Source organism: Noviherbaspirillum saxi, from assembly GCF_003591035.1.
Classification (GTDB): Bacteria; Pseudomonadota; Gammaproteobacteria; order Burkholderiales; family Burkholderiaceae_D; genus Noviherbaspirillum; species Noviherbaspirillum saxi.
Map to the genome: position 1 here is coordinate 500772 of NZ_QYUO01000001.1, position 17189 is coordinate 517960.

General features: G+C 59.1%; 18 protein-coding genes. 13 read left to right on the forward strand and 5 right to left on the reverse strand.

The features are described from left to right. Positions 1-50 precede the first annotated feature (50 nt). From mreC to D3871_RS02445, 5 genes are all read left to right on the forward strand, one after another. The gene (mreC, locus tag D3871_RS02425) at positions 51-1274 is read left to right on the forward strand and encodes a rod shape-determining protein MreC (protein ID WP_119767459.1); all 1224 of its coding nucleotides are present in this window, start codon (positions 51-53) and stop codon (positions 1272-1274) included. Next, entirely contained in the window at positions 1271-1783 is a 513-nt protein-coding gene (mreD, locus tag D3871_RS02430; protein ID WP_119767460.1) for a rod shape-determining protein MreD, read from the forward strand. Before mreC ends, mreD begins: the two co-directional genes overlap by 4 nt. Positions 1784-1938: 155 nt before the next feature. Next, the gene (gene mrdA, locus D3871_RS02435) at positions 1939-3927 is read left to right on the forward strand and encodes a penicillin-binding protein 2 (protein WP_119767461.1); all 1989 of its coding nucleotides are present in this window, start codon (positions 1939-1941) and stop codon (positions 3925-3927) included. Between the two features lie 8 nt (positions 3928-3935). Continuing rightward, a complete protein-coding gene (gene rodA, locus D3871_RS02440; RefSeq protein WP_119769835.1) occupies positions 3936-5048 on the forward strand; it encodes a rod shape-determining protein RodA in 1113 nt (370 codons plus the stop codon). A gap of 237 nt (positions 5049-5285) precedes the next feature. Beyond that, positions 5286-6407 (forward strand): septal ring lytic transglycosylase RlpA family protein, encoded by a 1122-nt coding sequence (locus D3871_RS02445; protein ID WP_119769836.1) that lies wholly within the window; start codon positions 5286-5288, stop codon positions 6405-6407. Here D3871_RS02445 and rsmI read toward each other — a convergent pair whose 3' ends face one another. Beyond that, the gene (gene rsmI / locus D3871_RS02450) at positions 6408-7316 is read right to left on the reverse strand and encodes a 16S rRNA (cytidine(1402)-2'-O)-methyltransferase (RefSeq protein ID WP_119767462.1); all 909 of its coding nucleotides are present in this window, start codon (positions 7314-7316) and stop codon (positions 6408-6410) included. It lies immediately after the preceding gene. Between the two features lie 12 nt (positions 7317-7328). On the opposite strand from rsmI, the gene D3871_RS02455 reads away from it, so the two are divergent. The 6 genes from D3871_RS02455 (at position 7329) to D3871_RS02480 (ending at position 11459) form a co-directional block, all read left to right on the forward strand. Continuing rightward, positions 7329-8540, forward strand: a complete 1212-nt coding sequence (locus D3871_RS02455) for a penicillin-binding protein activator (RefSeq protein WP_119767463.1) — start codon at positions 7329-7331, stop codon at positions 8538-8540. Then, positions 8540-8914 (forward strand): YraN family protein, encoded by a 375-nt coding sequence (locus D3871_RS02460; RefSeq protein ID WP_119767464.1) that lies wholly within the window; start codon positions 8540-8542, stop codon positions 8912-8914. Before D3871_RS02455 ends, D3871_RS02460 begins: the two co-directional genes overlap by 1 nt. Before the next feature lie 91 nt (positions 8915-9005). Next, positions 9006-9602, forward strand: a complete 597-nt coding sequence (locus tag D3871_RS02465; protein WP_119767465.1) for a phosphoheptose isomerase — start codon at positions 9006-9008, stop codon at positions 9600-9602. Next, positions 9595-10239 carry a BON domain-containing protein gene (locus D3871_RS02470; protein WP_119767466.1) on the forward strand — a complete coding sequence of 215 codons (645 nt, stop codon included), beginning with the start codon at positions 9595-9597 and terminating at the stop codon, positions 10237-10239. The genes D3871_RS02465 and D3871_RS02470 overlap by 8 nt, the downstream gene beginning before the upstream one ends. A gap of 171 nt (positions 10240-10410) precedes the next feature. Further along, positions 10411-10851, forward strand: a complete 441-nt coding sequence (locus D3871_RS02475) for a DsrE family protein (protein ID WP_119769837.1) — start codon at positions 10411-10413, stop codon at positions 10849-10851. A gap of 83 nt (positions 10852-10934) precedes the next feature. Next, positions 10935-11459 carry a peroxiredoxin family protein gene (locus tag D3871_RS02480; protein ID WP_119769838.1) on the forward strand — a complete coding sequence of 175 codons (525 nt, stop codon included), beginning with the start codon at positions 10935-10937 and terminating at the stop codon, positions 11457-11459. A gap of 58 nt (positions 11460-11517) precedes the next feature. Here D3871_RS02480 and D3871_RS02485 read toward each other — a convergent pair whose 3' ends face one another. The 4 genes from D3871_RS02485 to D3871_RS02500 form a co-directional block, all read right to left on the reverse strand. Further along, positions 11518-12180 carry a phosphatase PAP2 family protein gene (locus tag D3871_RS02485; protein WP_119767467.1) on the reverse strand — a complete coding sequence of 221 codons (663 nt, stop codon included), beginning with the start codon at positions 12178-12180 and terminating at the stop codon, positions 11518-11520. 284 nt (positions 12181-12464) lie between these two features. Then, positions 12465-13439 carry a lipoyl synthase gene (lipA, locus tag D3871_RS02490; protein WP_119767468.1) on the reverse strand — a complete coding sequence of 325 codons (975 nt, stop codon included), beginning with the start codon at positions 13437-13439 and terminating at the stop codon, positions 12465-12467. Positions 13440-13500: 61 nt separating this feature from the next. Beyond that, positions 13501-14160, reverse strand: coding sequence for a lipoyl(octanoyl) transferase LipB (gene lipB, locus D3871_RS02495; RefSeq protein WP_274381744.1), 660 nt, complete (start codon positions 14158-14160; stop codon positions 13501-13503). After that, entirely contained in the window at positions 14157-15005 is an 849-nt protein-coding gene (locus D3871_RS02500) for a helix-turn-helix domain-containing protein (RefSeq protein ID WP_119767470.1), read from the reverse strand. Before D3871_RS02500 ends, lipB begins: the two co-directional genes overlap by 4 nt. Positions 15006-15267: 262 nt before the next feature. Here D3871_RS02500 and D3871_RS02505 point away from each other — a divergent pair, with 262 nt between their 5' ends. Together D3871_RS02505 and D3871_RS02510 are read left to right on the forward strand one after the other, a co-directional pair. Beyond that, entirely contained in the window at positions 15268-15786 is a 519-nt protein-coding gene (locus D3871_RS02505) for an Rrf2 family transcriptional regulator (RefSeq protein WP_119767471.1), read from the forward strand. A gap of 97 nt (positions 15787-15883) precedes the next feature. Then, a complete protein-coding gene (locus tag D3871_RS02510; RefSeq protein ID WP_119767472.1) occupies positions 15884-17029 on the forward strand; it encodes a branched-chain amino acid ABC transporter substrate-binding protein in 1146 nt (381 codons plus the stop codon). Positions 17030-17189 lie beyond the last annotated feature (160 nt).

Here is a 17189-nt window from a genome sequence, read left to right on the forward strand (position 1 = left end):
CCAGGCGGACCGATATCCCAGTCACATTCCCGGAATATAGTTAGCCCCTGATGGAATACAGTCCACCGCCACTCTTCAAGCAAGGCGCCTCCGCGCGCGCCAAAGTGGGGTTCTTCTCCCTGATTGCACTGGTCCTGCTGATTGCCGATTCGCGCTTGCATACGCTCGGCATGATCCGCCAGCTGGTCGGTACCGGTCTCTACCCGCTGCAAGTCGTGGCGCTGCTCCCGCGCGATGCGGTCTATATGGTCGGCGACTATTTTTCGTCGCTGTCCTCGGTGCAACGCGAAAACAACAAGCTCAAGCAGGAGCAGGTCGCCAATGCGCATACGCTGCAGCAGGTGCAGCAGCTTGCCGCCGAAAACGCACAGCTGCGCCGCCTGCTCGATGCGAACGAACGCTTGCCGGTCAAGTCGATCATGAGCGAAATCCTGTACGACGCGCGCGATGCGTTCACCCGCAAGGTCGTGCTTGACCGCGGCAGCCGGCACGGCGTACGGCCGGGACAGCCGGTGATCGATGATGTGGGCGTGGTCGGTCAGGTCACCCGTGTCTTTCCGTTTACTTCCGAGATCACGCTGCTGACCGACAAGGATCAGGCCATTCCGGTTCAGGTGGTGCGCACCGGTTTGCGCAGCATCGCTTATGGACAAGGCCATTCCGGTGCGCTCGATCTGCGCTTCATGCCCGCCAATGCCGACATCAAGAGCGGCGATATGCTGATCACCTCGGGTATCGACGGCATCTATCCGGCGGGCTTGGCCGTCGCCAAGGTGACCCAGGTAGAAAGCAAATCTTCCGATGCCTTTGCCCGCATCAATTGCCTGCCGGTAGCCGGTGTGGATCGCAACCGCCAGTTGCTGATCCTGCTTACTGAAAGCAATTTCCCGGAGCGGCCCGCGCCGGAAGAGGCGAGAGACAAGAAAGACAAAGCCAGCAAGAAGAAAGCGCTGGAAGCCGTCAAGGATGTGGCGAAAGATGCACCCAAGCCAGCTCCTGCGGCGCATTCCGCAACGCCTGCGACAATTGCTGAACCTGCTGCAGCCAAACCTGCTGCAGCCAAACCTGCTGCAGCCAAACCTGCGGTAGCGGCACCTGCCGCTGCTGCAAGCAAGCCCGATGCGACGAGTACCGCTACCTCCAACAAGGCGGCGGCTGCAACGCGGCCGGTCGCGCCGGCACGCAACAATTCGAACGCGCAAGCGACAACCGGTACGGCGCCCGCCCCTGTTCCCCCTGCGACTCCGACTCCTGCCCAGGTACAAAAGCCATGAATAGCCCGCATTACATCCTGTTGCCGGCGAATCCGCTGTTCATTGTCTCCAGCCTGGTACTCGCCTTTTTGCTGAATCTCTTGCCTTGGGGCCACTGGGTCGGCGTGCCGGATTTCGTCGCACTGGTCCTGGTGTTCTGGAGCATTCATCAGCCGCGTAAAGTCGGCATCGGCATAGCATTCATGATGGGCCTGCTCATGGATGTCCATGATGCCAGCCTGCTGGGTGAAAACGCCTTGTCCTATACCTTGCTGTCGTATTTCGCGATCATGATCCATCGCCGGGTGCTGTGGTTCAAGATACCGACGCAGGCCACGCACGTGCTGCCATTGCTGCTGTTCATGCAGACGGTGCAACTGGTGGTGCGCATGCTCGTCAGCGGCAAGTTTCCCGGCTGGTCGTATTTTCTGGAAAGCATCGTCGCCGCCGCACTGTGGCCCATCGTTTCTGCAATTCTGCTGGCGCCGCAGCGCCGCGCCATCAATCGCGATGACACGCGGCCGATCTGATGCAAGCGTCAAGACTTGTTTGGCAGTCCGCATGACGGACTGAGCTGGAAAATGGCGAATGCTGCTGAGGGCATTTGCATCGGCCCGGTTGCCGTCGCGGCAGCAGGGCAGCGTAATGGCATGGGCGGATCGACTTCATCCGCGCAAGAAGGATCATGACCGAATTCAAAAACACCGAACGCGAAGTGCACCTGTTCCGCATGCGGCTTTCCGTCGCCGGAATATTCGTGCTGATTTGTTTCGGCCTGCTGGCGACGCGCTTCGTCTGGCTGCAAGTCGTCAGGCACAACCACTATGCCAGCCAGGCGGAAGACAACCGCATATCGGTCGTGCCGGTCGTTCCCAATCGCGGCTTGATCCTCGACCGCAACGGCGTGGTGGTCGCGCGCAATTTTTCTGCCTATACGCTTGAAATCACGCCCTCGAAGCTGGCCGAACCGCTGGATGCGGTGATCGAAAGCCTGGCTACGCTGGTCGATATCCAGCCCAAGGACAAACGCCGCTTCCGCCGACTACTGGATGAAGCAAAGAACTTCGAAAGCGTGCCTATCCGCACCCGCCTCACCGATGAGGAAGTGGCGCGTTTCACGGCGCAGCGCTATCGTTTCCCCGGCGTTGAAATCCAGGCGCGCCTGTTCCGCCAGTATCCCTTGGGTGAAACCGCCTCGCACGTGATCGGCTATATCGGCCGCGTCAGCCAGCGCGATGCGGAAAAAATCGAAGAGATGGAAGACGCCGCCAATTATGCGGGCACCGATTACATCGGCAAGGAAGGGCTGGAAAAGAAATACGAAAAGATCCTGCACGGCACCACCGGTTACGAAGAAGTCGAAGTATCCGCCGGCGGACGCGCGGTGCGCACGCTGTCGCGCACACCGGCCACACCGGGCCATAACCTGATCTTGTCCATCGATATCGAGTTGCAGAAAGTGGTCGAGGAAGCATTCGGCGACCGGCGCGGCGCGCTCGTGGCAATCGAGCCCGCCACCGGCGATGTTCTCGCTTATGTCTCCAAACCCACCTTCGATCCCAATCTGTTCGTGGACGGCATCGATCCCAAGAGCTGGGATGCACTGAACAATTCACCGGACCGGCCGCTGCTGAATCGCCCGCTGATCGGCACCTATCCGCCGGGCTCGACTTACAAGCCTTTCATGGCGCTGGCTGCGCTGGAACTGGGCAGGCGCACGCCCAACCAGGCCATTTCCGACCCGGGCTATTTCTGGTTCGGCAATCACAAGTTCCGCGACGACAAGGAAGGCGGCCACGGCATGGTGGACATGTACAAGTCCGTCGTGCATTCCTGTGATACCTACTATTACATCCTCGCCAATGAACTCGGCGTCGATACGATCCACGACTTCATGAAGCCGTTCGGATTCGGCCAGCTTACCGGCATCGATCTCGAACACGAGCGGCCCGGCATCCTGCCGTCGACCGCCTGGAAGCGCAATGCCTATCGTCGTCCGGAGCAAAAGAAGTGGTATGCGGGCGAGACGATCTCCATCGGCATCGGCCAGGGCTATAACTCGTTCACGCCGCTGCAGCTGGCGCATTCGACGGCTATCCTTGCCAACAACGGCGTGGTGATGAAGCCCCATCTGGTCAAGATCATCGAAAACGGCGCGACCAAGGAGCGCACACTGACGGTTCCCAAAGAGAGTTACCGTATTCCGCTCAAGCAGGAGAATATCGACTTCGTCAAGAATGCGATGGCCGGTGTGGTCAAGGAAGGCACTTCTGCGCGCGCATTCGCAAAGGCCGGCTATGTCTCGGCGGGCAAGACCGGTACGGCACAGGTGATCGCGATCAAGAAGAATGAAAAGTACGATGCCAGCAAAATCGACGAGCGGCATCGCGACCATTCGCTGTACACCGCGTTTGCTCCGGTCGACAATCCGCGCATTGCCATCGGTATCATCGTCGAGAACGGCGGTTTCGGTTCGGCCGCCGCCGCCCCTATCGTGCGCAAGGCGCTCGATTACTATCTGCTCGGCAAGCGGCCTGAAGACAAGGACAAACCGGCTGCGCCGGTTGAAAAAGTGGATGTCACCACCACCCGGCCGGCGGCGGCAGTGAAGGCTGAATCGGAGTCGATCGGCGGTCCGCGCCCGGGCGCCGAAACCATGGGAAATGTAGACTGATGGCCACCATGCAATTGACTGAACGTCGCGCCCTGTGGCCGACCATCAAACCCTACCTGGCTGTGTTCGACGGCCCGCTGGCGCTCATCGTGTTCCTGATTTTATCGGTCAGCACCATCTGCATGTTTTCGGCCGGCCTGGATGCGCCCGGGCGTTTCGAAGGACACATGCGCAACATCCTGATTTCCTTTGTCGTCATGTGGATCGCCGCAATCATGCCGCCGGCGATGTTGATGCGCATTGCCGTTCCTCTCTATACCGTTGGCGTTGCGTTGCTGATTGCGGTTGCCACCTTCGGCATCATCAAGAAGGGCGCGCGGCGCTGGGTGAACGTCGGCGTCGTCATTCAGCCTTCCGAACTTCTCAAGATCGCGCTGCCCTTGATGCTGGCCTGGTTCTTCCAAAAGCGCGAGGGTCAGTTGCGATGGCAGGAATTCGCCGTGGCCGGCGTACTGCTGGCGATTCCCGTCGGCCTGATCGCCAAGCAACCCGATCTTGGCACAGCCATCCTGGTCATGTCGGCCGGCTTTTATGTGATCTTCCTGGCAGGATTGTCCTGGAAGGTGCTGATCGGACTCGCGATCACCGGTGCCGCAAGTCTGCCTGTCGTATGGTCGGTGCTGCATGATTATCAGCGCCAGCGCGTGATGACGCTGATCGATCCGACCACCGATCCGCTCGGCAAAGGCTTTCATATCATTCAATCCATGATTGCGATCGGCTCGGGCGGCATCAGTGGCAAGGGCTGGATGAAAGGGACGCAGGCGCATCTTGAATTTATTCCCGAGCGAACGAGCGACTTTGTCTTCGCCGTGTATTCCGAAGAGTTCGGCCTGGTAGGCAATCTTGTGCTGCTGGTGCTCTACCTGTTGCTGATCGGGCGGGGTATGCTGATCGCGGCAAACGGCCCGACAGTGTTCTGCCGCCTGCTCGCGGGTGCGATCACGCTGATCTTTTTCACCTATGCCTTTGTCAACATGGGCATGGTCAGCGGCATCCTGCCGGTGGTCGGCGTACCTCTGCCTTACATGAGTTACGGCGGCACCGCCTTCGTAACCTTGAGCTTGGGACTGGGCATGCTGATGAGCATACAGCGCCATCGCAAGCTGGTGCAAAGCTGACACGTTGACCTTCGATCATGCCGGGCAAAATGACACCGGCAGCCTGACGGTCGATCCCTCCGCAACGCTCGCCGACTCCGGCGAGCGGCATGGTTCTCTTACAATTTTTTAAAACTCTCTCCTTGCGGCAAATGTCTTGCCGAGGCACACTGTTGCCAGTTTTGCCTGGCGCGCTGATCGACCGACTCTTGTGCGCCTTGCATCGATAACAAGCATTTCAGGGAGAGCGCGATGTCAATGCGCATTCAAGCGCGCCGCTATCAGGGCGTCGCACGGCTGCTTCTGATCATGCTGCCGCCGCTGGCGCTGATCGGCTGCAACAGCGTTCCGGTCAATCCGCCGGCTGCCGAAAAGTCCGCAAGTCCGGCGCCGGCGACAAAATCAAGCAGTTCGACACTACCTGTCCTTCCGCGTGCGGGTTCAGGACGTGGCGGTTACTACATGGACGATGGCCCCGGCGATTCGCCGCCGGAAGGCTTGCTCGATACGCCCGATGCCGAACCGCGCATCGAGCCTTACTATGCGAGGAACAGCCGTCCGTATGTTGTATTCGGCAAGACCTATACCCCGATGACCGACGAGCGTCCGTTCAAGCAGCGTGGTGTCGGCAGCTGGTACGGCAAGAAATTCCATGGGCAAAAGACAGCGTCTGGCGAGCTGTACGATATGTACAAGATGACAGCCGCGCATCCCACGCTGCCGATTCCATCGTATGTGCGCGTCACCAATCTGTCGAATGGCAAGCAGGTGATCGTCAGAGTCAATGACCGGGGGCCGTTTCACTCGGGGCGCATCATTGATCTGTCTTACACGGCTGCGCTCAAGCTCGGCTATCTCAGCAATGGCAGCAGCCAACTGGAGGTCGAACGCTTGCTGCCGGACGACATCGCGCGAATGAACAGCGGTGCGGCCGCCAAGCGCGTGGCGGACATGCCGGTGTCGCAGACAAATGTGAAACCCGTAACGAGCCAGGCGGGCGCGGTGGTTGAAGCGACGCCTGTCGCATTGACGAACGACACATCGACGTTTGCGTTGCCGGAAACTGTTCTTGCAACGGCCGATGCGGCAATGGGCATCGTTCCCGCCGTTGTAACGTCGACCGGCAGTATCGGCGCCGGTGCAAGGCCCGGTTCGGCTTACTATCTGCAGCTTGGCGCCTACGCGCAGGCAACCAATGCGGACTCGGTTCGCGCACGCCTGATGCAACAGACCGCAGGCAAGCTGGAGACAATCGAAATCGTAGGATCAGGGCCAGTCCATCGCCTGTTCGGCGGTCCGTTTGCGACAAGAGCGGAGGCTGCCGCCGTAGCAGTGCAACTGCAGGAAAGCGGAATGAAGCCAGTGATCGTGCAACGCTAATCAGGAATTGCCTTTCAACTGTAGCGCGCGTTCATACAAGGCATTTTTTTTCTTCCCGGTGAGGCGCGCTGCAAGAGCCGCAGCCTGCTTTAATGGCAATTCGTCCAGCAGGATGCCGAGCACGCGTTCGGCATTCGCATCGTCACTGTCGTCAGTGGGCCGCGCGCCTTCGACCAGCACCACGTATTCGCCTCGTTCGCGATGCGCATCCGCTGCAAGCCAGGCAGCTGCCTCTCCAAGTGGGCAACGGTGCATCTCTTCAAACAGTTTGGTCAGTTCCCGGGCAAAGACCACTTGCCGCTCTGGTCCGAAAGCGGCTGCCAGCGCATCGACTGTTTCCGCAATCCGGTGCGGCGCCTCATAAAATATCAGCGTTGCAGGCACGGCATGCAAGCCATCTAAAACACTTTCACGCTGTTTGGATTTGGAAGGCAGGAAACCGACGAAGTAAAACCGATCGTTGAGCAAACCGCTTGCCGACAATGCCGACACGGCGGCGGAAGGACCCGGCAGCGGCATGACGCGCAGTCCGGCGGCGCGCACCGCGTCGACGATGCGTGCACCAGGATCCGAAACGGCCGGCGTGCCGGCATCGGAAACCAGTGCAATCCGTTGCCCGTCGTGCAAGCGGGCGATCAGCTTGTCCGCTACCTCGCGCTCGTTATGCTCATGCGCGGCAATCAATTCTTTGGACAAGCCATAACGCGTGAGCAGCTGCGCGGTGTTGCGCGTGTCTTCGCAAGCGACTACGTCCGCGATGGCCAGCACATTGATGGCTCGCAACGTGATATCCCCGACGTTCCCGATGGGAGTAGCCACCACATATAATGTCGACAACGGATAGGTTTGTTGCGCCAGCTCTTGCCGAAGGGAGGCAAGGGTGGGGATGTCGGAAGCGGACGAAGTCATGAGGGAGCGTGAATGTTGAGCCAATTGGCAAGAGCGGGTGCGCTGGCGGCGGTGCTGAGTGGATTCTGCCTGCCCTTGGCGGCAAATACAACTACCACAACTGCCGCCAATGCTGCGCCGGCCGCCTCGACGCCATGGATCATGGCGCAAACGGATTTGTCCATTCTGCGCGAAGCGCCCGCATACATTGCGCCAAGGCAGGTACGCGTCGGTTTGTTGCTGCCCCTGCGCTCTGACACGCTCGGCCCGGTTGCCGACGCGGTGCGCGCCGGTGTACAGGCTGCTCACGAGCGCGAGCCCGACGGAATCGATCTCAGCATTATCGACAGTGGCGATGCGCCGCAGGAGGTGTTGAGTCGCTACCAGGAGGCGACAGCGTTGAACGATATCGTGGTCGGCCCCTTGTCGCGCAGCGGTGTTGCAGCGGTGGTGCAGAGCGGCAGCCTCGCCAAGCCGACAATTGCACTGGCCCAGATCGAGACTGCATCTGATGCCCCTGCAACCATGCCGCCCCAGATGCTAAGTCTGGGTTTGTCGATCGAAGATGAAGCGCGACAGGCCGCCGAATGGGCTGCACGCGACAATGCCGGTGCGACGGCGGTCATCCTTTACACCGGTGTCGCATGGCAACGCCGTGCCGCGAAGGCATTCGACATCCAATGGCAGCAACGCGGGCGGCAATCGCAACAACTCGAACTTGCATCCAATGACGGCTTTCTCAATGGTCGTAGCTTGCTGCAGTTGAAAAAAGATCTGCCCTCCGACAAGCCGGCCATTCTGTTTGCGGCGCTCGACGCAAGGCAGGCGCGCCAGGTGCGCGCCATCATCGGCAGCAGTGTCATCCTGTATGGCACTTCGCAGCTCAATCCTTTCGCCTTGTTGGATCACAGTCTCGAAGATCGCATGGTCGACATGGAGGGCGCGCGCTTGGTCGATATGCCATGGCAATTGCAGCCCGACCACCCAGCGGTCATGGTTTATCCGCGGCCTGTGGTCGCTGCCGACCAGAAGCGCAGTGCAGACCTTGAACGTTTTTATGCGATCGGCATCGATGCCTATCGTGTCGCACGCGAGATCGCCCTTCAAGGCGACAGCTTCGAACTCGATGGCGTCACCGGAAAACTGGCTGTGCGGTTCCGTTCGGGCAGCATGCGTCTGGAGCGGACTGCGCAGCGCGCCGTCTATCGCGATGGTAGCGTCGTACCGATCACGGAGCTTCCGTAATGGGCTTGCTGAACGCATTCAGTCGTCCGCGCACCGCCGAACAGATCGCTGGCGCACAAGGTGAAGACAGAGCGTTGCATTATCTGCAGCAGCAAGGCATGTCACTGGTGGAGCGCAATTTCCGCTGCAAGGGTGGAGAAATCGATCTCATCATGCAAGACCGCAGCAGCCTCGTCTTTGTCGAAGTGCGCAAGCGTGCGGCGAGCCGCTACGGTGGTGCAGCCGCCAGCATCACCGGGCGCAAGCAGGCGCGCCTGATACTGGCCGCGCAAATTTTTCTGCAACGTTATCGCATGCCGCCGGCCTGCCGCTTCGACGTGGTGGCAATCGATGGCGACGCCTTGTCGTGGTTAAGGAATGCGATCGAACAATGAGCGCTTGCATGGTCGATTTGACACGGCCCGCCGCCACCTCGACTCCGACAAGGATCGAATACCTCCCTCGTGCACTATAATTCCCGGCATCATGACAAACCAACGCATACAAGCGCACTTCCAGGAAAGTGCCGAACTCAAGACCAGAGCCGCCGCCGTGCTGGCCGAACCGATTGCACAAGCAGTTGAACTTATGTTCACCGCTTTGTCTAACGGCAACAAGATACTTGCCTGCGGGAATGGCGGGTCGGCCGCGGATTGCCAGCATTTCGCCGCCGAACTGGTCGGCCGTTTCGAGCGCGAGCGCTTGCCCTTGCCGGCACTGGCGCTCACGACCGACACGTCAATCATGACAGCGGTCGGAAACGACTATAGCTTCAATGACATTTTCAGCAAGCAGGTACAGGCTTTCGGGCAGGCCGGCGATATTTTGCTGGCGTTATCGACCTCGGGAAATTCGGCCAATGTGCTGGCCGCGGTCGATGCCGCAATGGAGCGCGACATGCGCGTCATTGCGCTGACCGGCAAGGGCGGGGGCACGATCGGCAAGCGGCTGTCCGACGGCGACGTGCATATCTGCGTGCCGCACGACCGGACTGCACGTATCCAGGAAGTGCATTTGCTGACCATTCATTGTTTGTGCGACGGGATCGATGTCGCGTTATTTGGGGAGGAACCGGATGAATAAGTGGACGCGTATTACACGTCCTTTGGCCGCGACAATTCTGTGCGGCGTAGTGGTGGCCAGCCTGCAGGGCTGCGTCGAAATGGCAGTCGGCAGTGCAGTTGTCGGCACGCTCTCAGCAACCGACAGGCGTACCTTCGGCGCGCAGACCGAAGACAAGGCGATCGTTTTCAAGGGCGAGACCCGGATACCGAATCTGGTCGGCAACGCAGGCCACGTCAATGTCACCAGCTTCAACCGCAAGGTGCTGTTGACTGGCGAAGTGCGCGACGAAGCGATGAAGGCAGCGGTCGAGCGCGAAGTCGGCGCCATCGAAGGCGTACAGTCCATCGTCAATGACCTCGAAATCGCCGGCACTTCAAGTTTTACATCCCGTTCCAATGATTCGCTCATCACCGGCAAGGTCAAGGCGGCCTTTGTCGATGCGCGCGATCTGTATGCCAATTCGATCAAGGTCGTGACCGAGCGCGGCATCGTCTACCTGATGGGCCGCGTCACTCAGCGTGAAGGACAATTGGCCGGGCAGGTCGCCAGCGGCGTCAATGGGGTGCAAAAGGTCGTCAAGGTATTCGAATACATTTCCGACGACGAATTTCGCCAGATGACCAAGAGTTCGGATAGCCAGAGCATCAAGCAATAATTGTCCAGGCTTCATGCAGCCTGCCCGGCAGCGCTGCAGCAGGCCGCGAATCGAATCGATACGCGGCCTTTTCTTTTTTGCGCCGGGCCGGCTTTTTTAAACCGGTTTATTATCTATTTCTATTCCGTTTCTGCCCATACGGTGCGGACCTCCTGTTCCATTCAAGCAATCATGAAGCGACGCCTAGTCCTGAAAGTCATTGCCGGCCTGTTGCCCGCCCTCGCGCTGAGCCACAGCCTTCCCGCTTTTTCCTCCGAGCCCGTCAAGGTGGTCTACCATCTGGCCGATGGCATCGATCAGGCATCGCGGGCAATGGCAAACATCCGCAATCATCTGCGCGCGGAACCCGAAACGAAAATCGTCGTTGTCGCCAATGGAGACGGGATTCGTTTCCTGTTGAATGGAGCCAAGGAACGCAACGGCAAGCCTTTCGATGGCGCGGTGTCGGCACTGGCCGCGCAAGGCGTGCAGTTCCGCGTCTGCGGTAATACGCTGGCCGCGCATGAGGTTTCGCCGACACAATTGCTGCCCGAAGCCAGGCTGGTCACCGCCGGTGTAGTCGAATTGGCACGCCTGCAGGCGAAAGAAGGATACGTGTACATCCGTCCCTGAGTCTGTGAGCCGGATGCGCGCAGTGTTTGTGGCAGCGGACTATAATGGCCGCTCCACTTTCCATCTTCTTTCGTCACATTTCCATGCAAGCCGAAAACCGTCCCGCGCGCAGCCGTACCTGGCCCAAGGTACTCGGGATTGCCGCAATCGCCATCATCGCCGCCGTGGGTTATTTCTCACTTTCCAGCAAGAAAACCGCTCCTGATGTTACCTTTGCTGAAATCAATGGCAATCAGGTAACGATGCAAAGCCTGCGTGGCAAGGTCGTCATGGTCAACTTCTGGGCAACCAGTTGCACGACCTGCATCAAGGAAATGCCGGAGATGGTGCAGACGTATAACAAGTACAAGGACCAGGGGCTTGATTTCGTCGCGGTGGCGATGAGTTATGATCCACCCAATTACGTGCTCAATTATGCGCAGACGCGCAATCTGCCGTTTCGGGTCGCATTGGATACCAAGGGCGAGGTAGCGAAATCGTTTGAAGATGTGAAGCTGACGCCGACCACTTATGTCATCGACAAGGACGGCATCATCATCAAGCGTTATGTCGGCGAGCCGGATTTCGCCGCCTTGCACCAGTTGCTGGAAAAGGCATTGGCCGCTTGATTACAGCACGCGGCTTCACCACAAAATAAAAAGCGCCGTGAGGCGCTTTTTTACATTCTTACAACGAAGATTCAGGCGGAACGGGAATGATCATGATCGCGCGCGGTTTCGCATGCTGCCATCCGGTGCGAGGATATGCAGCGTCGTGTCCCGAGACATACAAGGTGATCCTGGTGAGCCATTGCTGGGTCGGCGCCGGATGCACATAGGAAGCAGTCAGCAACGCCAGCATGCTGACGGTAATGCGCACCGGATTGAATACCTGCCTGCGCAGCGTGGTTCCGGCTACCCAGATGAAGCTGATACTGACGGCTGCGCCGAGCATCCATCCGGTAATGACTTCCGAGGCGGAATGCGCATGCAGCGCAATCCGAGACACTCCGACCGCCATGCCGAATAGCAGGCCGCACAATGCGCCAATCCCGCGCAGCGGGCGCGGCGCTTTTTCCAGCATCAGGTAAAACAGCACCGGCAGCACGGCAGTGGCGCGCATGGCATGCCCGCTGAATCCGGTGAAGTCGATCGAGCGTATGCCTATGCCCCATCCTATGAACGCCATCTTGGTTGCCACCACCACGGCCATCCCGGTGGCAAACAACAGGCTCCAGCACAGGGCCAGGCGGTTCTCTTTTTCGGCGAGCAGCCAAGCTGCAATCGCCAGCGCTGCAAAGCAGGTGATGGTGGCGTCGCCAAATCGTGTAATTTCGGACCATTCAATCATAGCTACCGATATGGCAAACGCCGTACGGCGAAGTTCATGCGGATTTGTAACTGATTATTCATTAAGCTACAGGAGGCGAGACGTATGCGCGCGCAGCGACGGGTATGCATATGCACACCCATGCCGACATCACGCCCGCGTATTGTCACGGCAGCGTGGTGCGTACTTCTTAATTCTGGTCAAAGCCTATGAAGCCGACGCGGACTTGTGGCGGAAAGCCGACAGACAGATAGTTTGCGCGCCGTCGTCAAAGAGCGATGGCGCGCAAACAAACGGGATGGACGTCAGACTACGCCGGCGCCGTGCGCCTGCTGGTCCGCGTGATAAGAGCTGCGCACCATGGCACCGACGGCGGCATGCACGAAACCCATTTTGTAGGCTTCGTCTTCGAACATCTTGAACGTGTCCGGATGTACATAGCGTCGTACCGGCAAATGATCGCCGGACGGCATCAGGTATTGGCCGATGGTCAGCATGTCAACATCGTGCGCACGCAGGTCGCGCATTACTTGCAGGATTTCCTCATCGGTTTCGCCAAGGCCGACCATGATGCCGGACTTGGTCGGTGTTTCCGGATGCAATGCCTTGAAACGCTTGAGCAGGTTCAGCGAATATTCATAATCGGAGCCGGGACGCGCTTCCTTGTAGAGGCGGGGCACGGTTTCCAGATTGTGGTTCATCACATCGGGTGGCGCGGCCTTGAGGATTTCCAGCGCACGGTCCATGCGGCCACGGAAATCGGGCGTCAGGATTTCAATGCGGGTGGCCGGCGACAGTTCCCGCACACGACGGATGCAATCGGCAAAATGACCGGCGCCGCCGTCGCGCAAATCATCGCGGTCGACCGAAGTGATCACCACATAGCTGAGCTTGAGCTGCGCAATGGTCTTTGCCAAGTTTTCCGGCTCATTGGGATCGAGCGGATCGGGGCGGCCATGACCGACATCGCAGAACGGGCAGCGACGGGTGCATTTGTCGCCCATGATCATGAAGGTTGCGGTGCCCTTGCCGAAACATTCGCCGATGTTGGGGCAGCTTGCTTCTTCGCACACGGTCACCAGCTTGTTGGCGCGCAGGATATCCTTGATTTCATAGAAGCGCGTGGTCGGCGATGCGGCCTTGACGCGGATCCAGTCCGGTTTGGCAAGCTTTTCGGCAGGAACGATCTTGATCGGAATGCGCGCCGTCTTGCCGGCGCCCTTCTGTTTTTCGCTCGGGTTGTAGGCAGGCGAGGCCAGGGCTTCTTTTTCAGTGGTCATCGTGCAGATTGCTTCTGTATTGTCATATCGGCCATGCCGCAATGACGGGCTAATAATGTGATCACGCAGTCAGCATGCCGCTCAGGTTACGTGCCAGCGCCATCCGGACTTCAGCCAGCGGCGCATCGACGCCGACGGTACGCATGTCCACGGTAGCGAGGCCTTCGTAGCCGCATGGATTGATCCAGGAAAACGGACCAAGGTCCATCGCGACATTGAGCGATACGCCATGATAGGTGCAGCCGTTGCCGCGCACCTTCAGGCCGAGCGCGGCAATTTTCGCGCCTTGCCAGGCGCCGTCGACCATGTAGATGCCAGGCGCGCCGGGCTTGCGTTCGCCCGAAAGATTATACGCCTGCAAGGTTTGAATGACCGACTGTTCGATTCTGTTCACGAATTCGCGCGCGAACAGGCGGGCGCCCGGTTTGCGCCGCAAATCCATGAGCAGATAGACAACCGCTTGCCCCGGCCCATGGAAAGTCACTTCGCCGCCGCGATCGGTCTGCACCACCGGAATGCCGTGTGCGTCGAGCACATGGGCGGGGTCGGCGCCCAGGCCGAGCGTGTAGACCGGCGGATGTTCGACCAGCCATAACTGGTCCTGCGTGTCGGCATCGCGGCCATCGGTAAACGCCCGCATCGCCGCGAACGTCGTTTCATAGGGCTCGACGCCGCGGTCGATCAAGGTGGGAATGCGCATGGGAGCGAGTGTAGCCGCTATAGCGGAATGGTGTAGAAGTGGTGCTGGTCCTTGTGCGGCGAATTGTCGATGACCTTGAGAATGGTCGGATCGATCGCGCCATGCTGCGGTTCGAACAGCCCGCACAGCCGCATCGCCTTGCGCACATCGATGTTCAATCCCAGGTATTCGAAAACCACGCGCGCGCAGGCAATCGAGCGCTGGTTGCTCGACGAGACGCCCAGCATCAGGCCCGACAGGCGCGCAACCTTGTTCTTGTAGGTCGGGAACAGGATGGTCTGGGCGATTTCATTGCCGGTCAGCGATTCATAGTCGATCAGGAAGATGCGATCGTTCAGATAAAAGGTGCCGCCGATGTACTTGCATTTGTAGGTCTCGTCCAGATTCGCATGCTGCGGAAAGCGTTCCAGCCGTTCGTGATAGACCGCGCCTTCGTGGCTGAACATGTGCACCAGTCCGCGCAGCACTTTTCCCGGCGAACTCATCGAGTAGTAATACTCGTAGTAATAGCCGAGGTATTTGTCGAACTTGCCTACGCTCTGGTGCTGCAGCCGGCCGATATGCTCGCCATGGACGCTGCGTTCGGTGCGCTGCTTGGGCCTGACCTGGATGATCTGGTGAAAATGCTCGCGCGGAAGGTAGATTTCCGCCGGCTCGACCCCGAAGAAGTCGCAGATGCGTTCCAGCGTGTGGCTGGAAGGCTTGCTGGTGCCGTTCAGATAACGGTTGAATTGGGCGCGATTGATATTGAGCTTGCGGCACACATCGGCGACCGAGCGATAGTACGCACATAGCATGCGCAGATTTTCGCTGAATTCGCGCTGTGCGGCATGGGGCGTTTTATCGCGTTCGGGAAGCGCGGGCATGAGGAAATTTCCTTTCTCTGCGGCAATTTAGATGCTGCTTGTCGCTATTTTAGCATCAGGCAGCATCAAGTCGCGCCAATTAGCGAAATGGTATTCCCCCGCATTTATCCCTAAAGTTGCGTTCCAAGTTGTAGCTGCTCTTAAGAGAACAGACCCGTACCAGGGCATGAAAAACAGCGCAACGGAACATCTGCACAATCTGATGCCGGTCACAAACCGGCGACTTTGCGGCGCAGTGTGAAACCCCACAAAGGAGACATCAATGGGTACCGTAGAAGACTACATCTTCGGCAGCAGCGGATTGCACGACCGCTTTTTCGCCACCACCGAAATCCTCGCCAAACTCGTATCGAGCGCACCGCGCTCCGTCAGCATTACCCAGCTCGAAGAAGCGACCGGGCGGCCGGCAAAGGAATTGAGCAAACTGTGCGCCTCGCTTACCCGTGCCAGTCTGTTGCGCCCGGATCCGCAGGCGCCGGGACGCTGGCTGCTGACCTGCGAAGCCAGCATGGTGACGCTGGAAGACGTTTTCCGTTGCGTTCTTGCCGAGCATCAAGGGCGCAGTAAATCCGCAAGCAAGCATCCGGCAGAGCGGGTGCCAAACGACGTGGACCTGCTGATGATGCAGGCCATGATTGCGATAAATCAAAGCGTATTCAAACATTTGCGCCAGTTCTCCCTCGACCGGCTGAAAATCAGCGCTGCCGGTATGTTTCCGACGCCGCGACATACTATGCAGGGTGCATTCGCAGAACGTGCTTTCGACGTGGCGTTCACGTAGGCATTCCGGCCGCGAGGCCAACGATCTTCGTTCGGACAGACAGCTGCCCGAACAAGCTTTGACTATCTTTACCCGTTCAACCTTAGGAGACAACAACATGCAGTTCACTACAAAAATGATTCCGTTGGCTGGCGCAATCGCATTTGCTTTTGCAGGTACGGCAGCAGCCCAGGAGCAAGTCGTGAAGATCGGCCACGTCGGCCCGATCTCCGGCGCGATTGCACACCTGGGTAAGGACAACGAATACGGCGCCCGCATGGCGATCGAAGAACTCAACGCCAAGGGCGTGACCATCGGCGGCAAGAAGGTCAAGTTCGAACTGCTGGCGGAAGACGACGCCGCCGACCCGAAGCAGGGCACCGCAGCAGCACAGAAGCTGGTCGACGCCAAGGTCAATGGCGTGATCGGTCACCTGAACTCCGGCACCACCATCCCGGCATCGAAGATCTATCACGATGCCGGCATTCCGCAGATCTCCCCATCGGCGACCAACCCCAAGTACACCCAGCAAGGCTTCAAGACGGCCTTCCGCGTGGTGGCCAATGACGGCCAGCTCGGCGGCACACTGGGCCGCTACGCGGCCGAGCAGCTCAAGGCGAAGAAGGTTGCGGTGATCGACGACCGTACCGCCTACGGCCAGGGCGTGGCAGAAGAATTCATCAAGGGCGCCAAAGGCAAGGGCGTGCAAGTGGTTGCGCAGCAGTACACCAACGACAAGGCCACCGACTTCAACGCGATTCTGACCGCCATCAAGGCCAAGAGCCCGGACGTCGTGTTCTTCGGCGGCATGGACGCGGTTGCCGGCCCGATGCTGCGCCAGATGAAGGCGCTGGGCATCAATGCCAAGTTCATGGGCGGCGACGGTATCTGTACCGAAGCGCTGGCACAACTGGCTGGCGACGCCCTCGGCGACAAGCAAGTAGTCTGCGCCGAAGCAGGCGGTGTGGAAGAAGCGCAGAAGAAGGGCATGGACGACTTCCGTGCGGCCTTCAAGAAGAAGTTCAACGTCGATGTGCAGATCTACGCACCGTATGTCTATGACGCCGTGATGGTCATGGTCGAAGCAATGAAGAAGGCCGACTCCGCGGATCCGGCGAAGTACCTGCCCGAACTGGCAAAGATCAACTACAAGGGTGTCACCGGCAATATCGCTTTCGACAACAAGGGCGATATCAAGAACGGCACTCTGACGCTGTATACCTATCAGGGCGGCAAGCGTACACAAATGGCGGTAGTCAAGTAAGCAATCGCCAGCATCACGCCAGTATCACGGCACGGCCGGTCGTCTGACCGGCCGTGCCGGTGGAATGCCGCTGCCGGCACGGTTGCCTGTCCAGTGCGGCTCGCGCCGGGCTGGACAGGCATCTCATCGCCCACAGTGGTGACACGTTCGCCACCTGCTG

What these genes read in the sequence shown, in the direction of transcription:
- D3871_RS02475 (WP_119769837.1), top strand. Translation starts at nt 10,411, where the DNA reads ATGAAGCGACGCCTAGTCCTGAAAGTCATTGCCGGCCTGTTGCCCGCC.
- D3871_RS02465 (WP_119767465.1), top strand. Translation starts at nt 9,006, where the DNA reads ATGACAAACCAACGCATACAAGCGCACTTCCAGGAAAGTGCCGAACTC.
- D3871_RS02470 (WP_119767466.1), top strand. Translation starts at nt 9,595, where the DNA reads ATGAATAAGTGGACGCGTATTACACGTCCTTTGGCCGCGACAATTCTG.
- rsmI (WP_119767462.1), bottom strand. Translation starts at nt 7,316, where the DNA reads ATGACTTCGTCCGCTTCCGACATCCCCACCCTTGCCTCCCTTCGGCAA.
- D3871_RS02485 (WP_119767467.1), bottom strand. Translation starts at nt 12,180, where the DNA reads ATGATTGAATGGTCCGAAATTACACGATTTGGCGACGCCACCATCACC.
- D3871_RS02505 (WP_119767471.1), top strand. Translation starts at nt 15,268, where the DNA reads ATGGGTACCGTAGAAGACTACATCTTCGGCAGCAGCGGATTGCACGAC.
- rodA (WP_119769835.1), top strand. Translation starts at nt 3,936, where the DNA reads ATGCAATTGACTGAACGTCGCGCCCTGTGGCCGACCATCAAACCCTAC.
- D3871_RS02445 (WP_119769836.1), top strand. Translation starts at nt 5,286, where the DNA reads ATGCGCATTCAAGCGCGCCGCTATCAGGGCGTCGCACGGCTGCTTCTG.
- D3871_RS02510 (WP_119767472.1), top strand. Translation starts at nt 15,884, where the DNA reads ATGCAGTTCACTACAAAAATGATTCCGTTGGCTGGCGCAATCGCATTT.
- D3871_RS02460 (WP_119767464.1), top strand. Translation starts at nt 8,540, where the DNA reads ATGGGCTTGCTGAACGCATTCAGTCGTCCGCGCACCGCCGAACAGATC.
- D3871_RS02500 (WP_119767470.1), bottom strand. Translation starts at nt 15,005, where the DNA reads ATGCCCGCGCTTCCCGAACGCGATAAAACGCCCCATGCCGCACAGCGC.
- lipA (WP_119767468.1), bottom strand. Translation starts at nt 13,439, where the DNA reads ATGACCACTGAAAAAGAAGCCCTGGCCTCGCCTGCCTACAACCCGAGC.
- mreD (WP_119767460.1), top strand. Translation starts at nt 1,271, where the DNA reads ATGAATAGCCCGCATTACATCCTGTTGCCGGCGAATCCGCTGTTCATT.
- mreC (WP_119767459.1), top strand. Translation starts at nt 51, where the DNA reads ATGGAATACAGTCCACCGCCACTCTTCAAGCAAGGCGCCTCCGCGCGC.
- D3871_RS02480 (WP_119769838.1), top strand. Translation starts at nt 10,935, where the DNA reads ATGCAAGCCGAAAACCGTCCCGCGCGCAGCCGTACCTGGCCCAAGGTA.
- D3871_RS02455 (WP_119767463.1), top strand. Translation starts at nt 7,329, where the DNA reads ATGTTGAGCCAATTGGCAAGAGCGGGTGCGCTGGCGGCGGTGCTGAGT.
- mrdA (WP_119767461.1), top strand. Translation starts at nt 1,939, where the DNA reads ATGACCGAATTCAAAAACACCGAACGCGAAGTGCACCTGTTCCGCATG.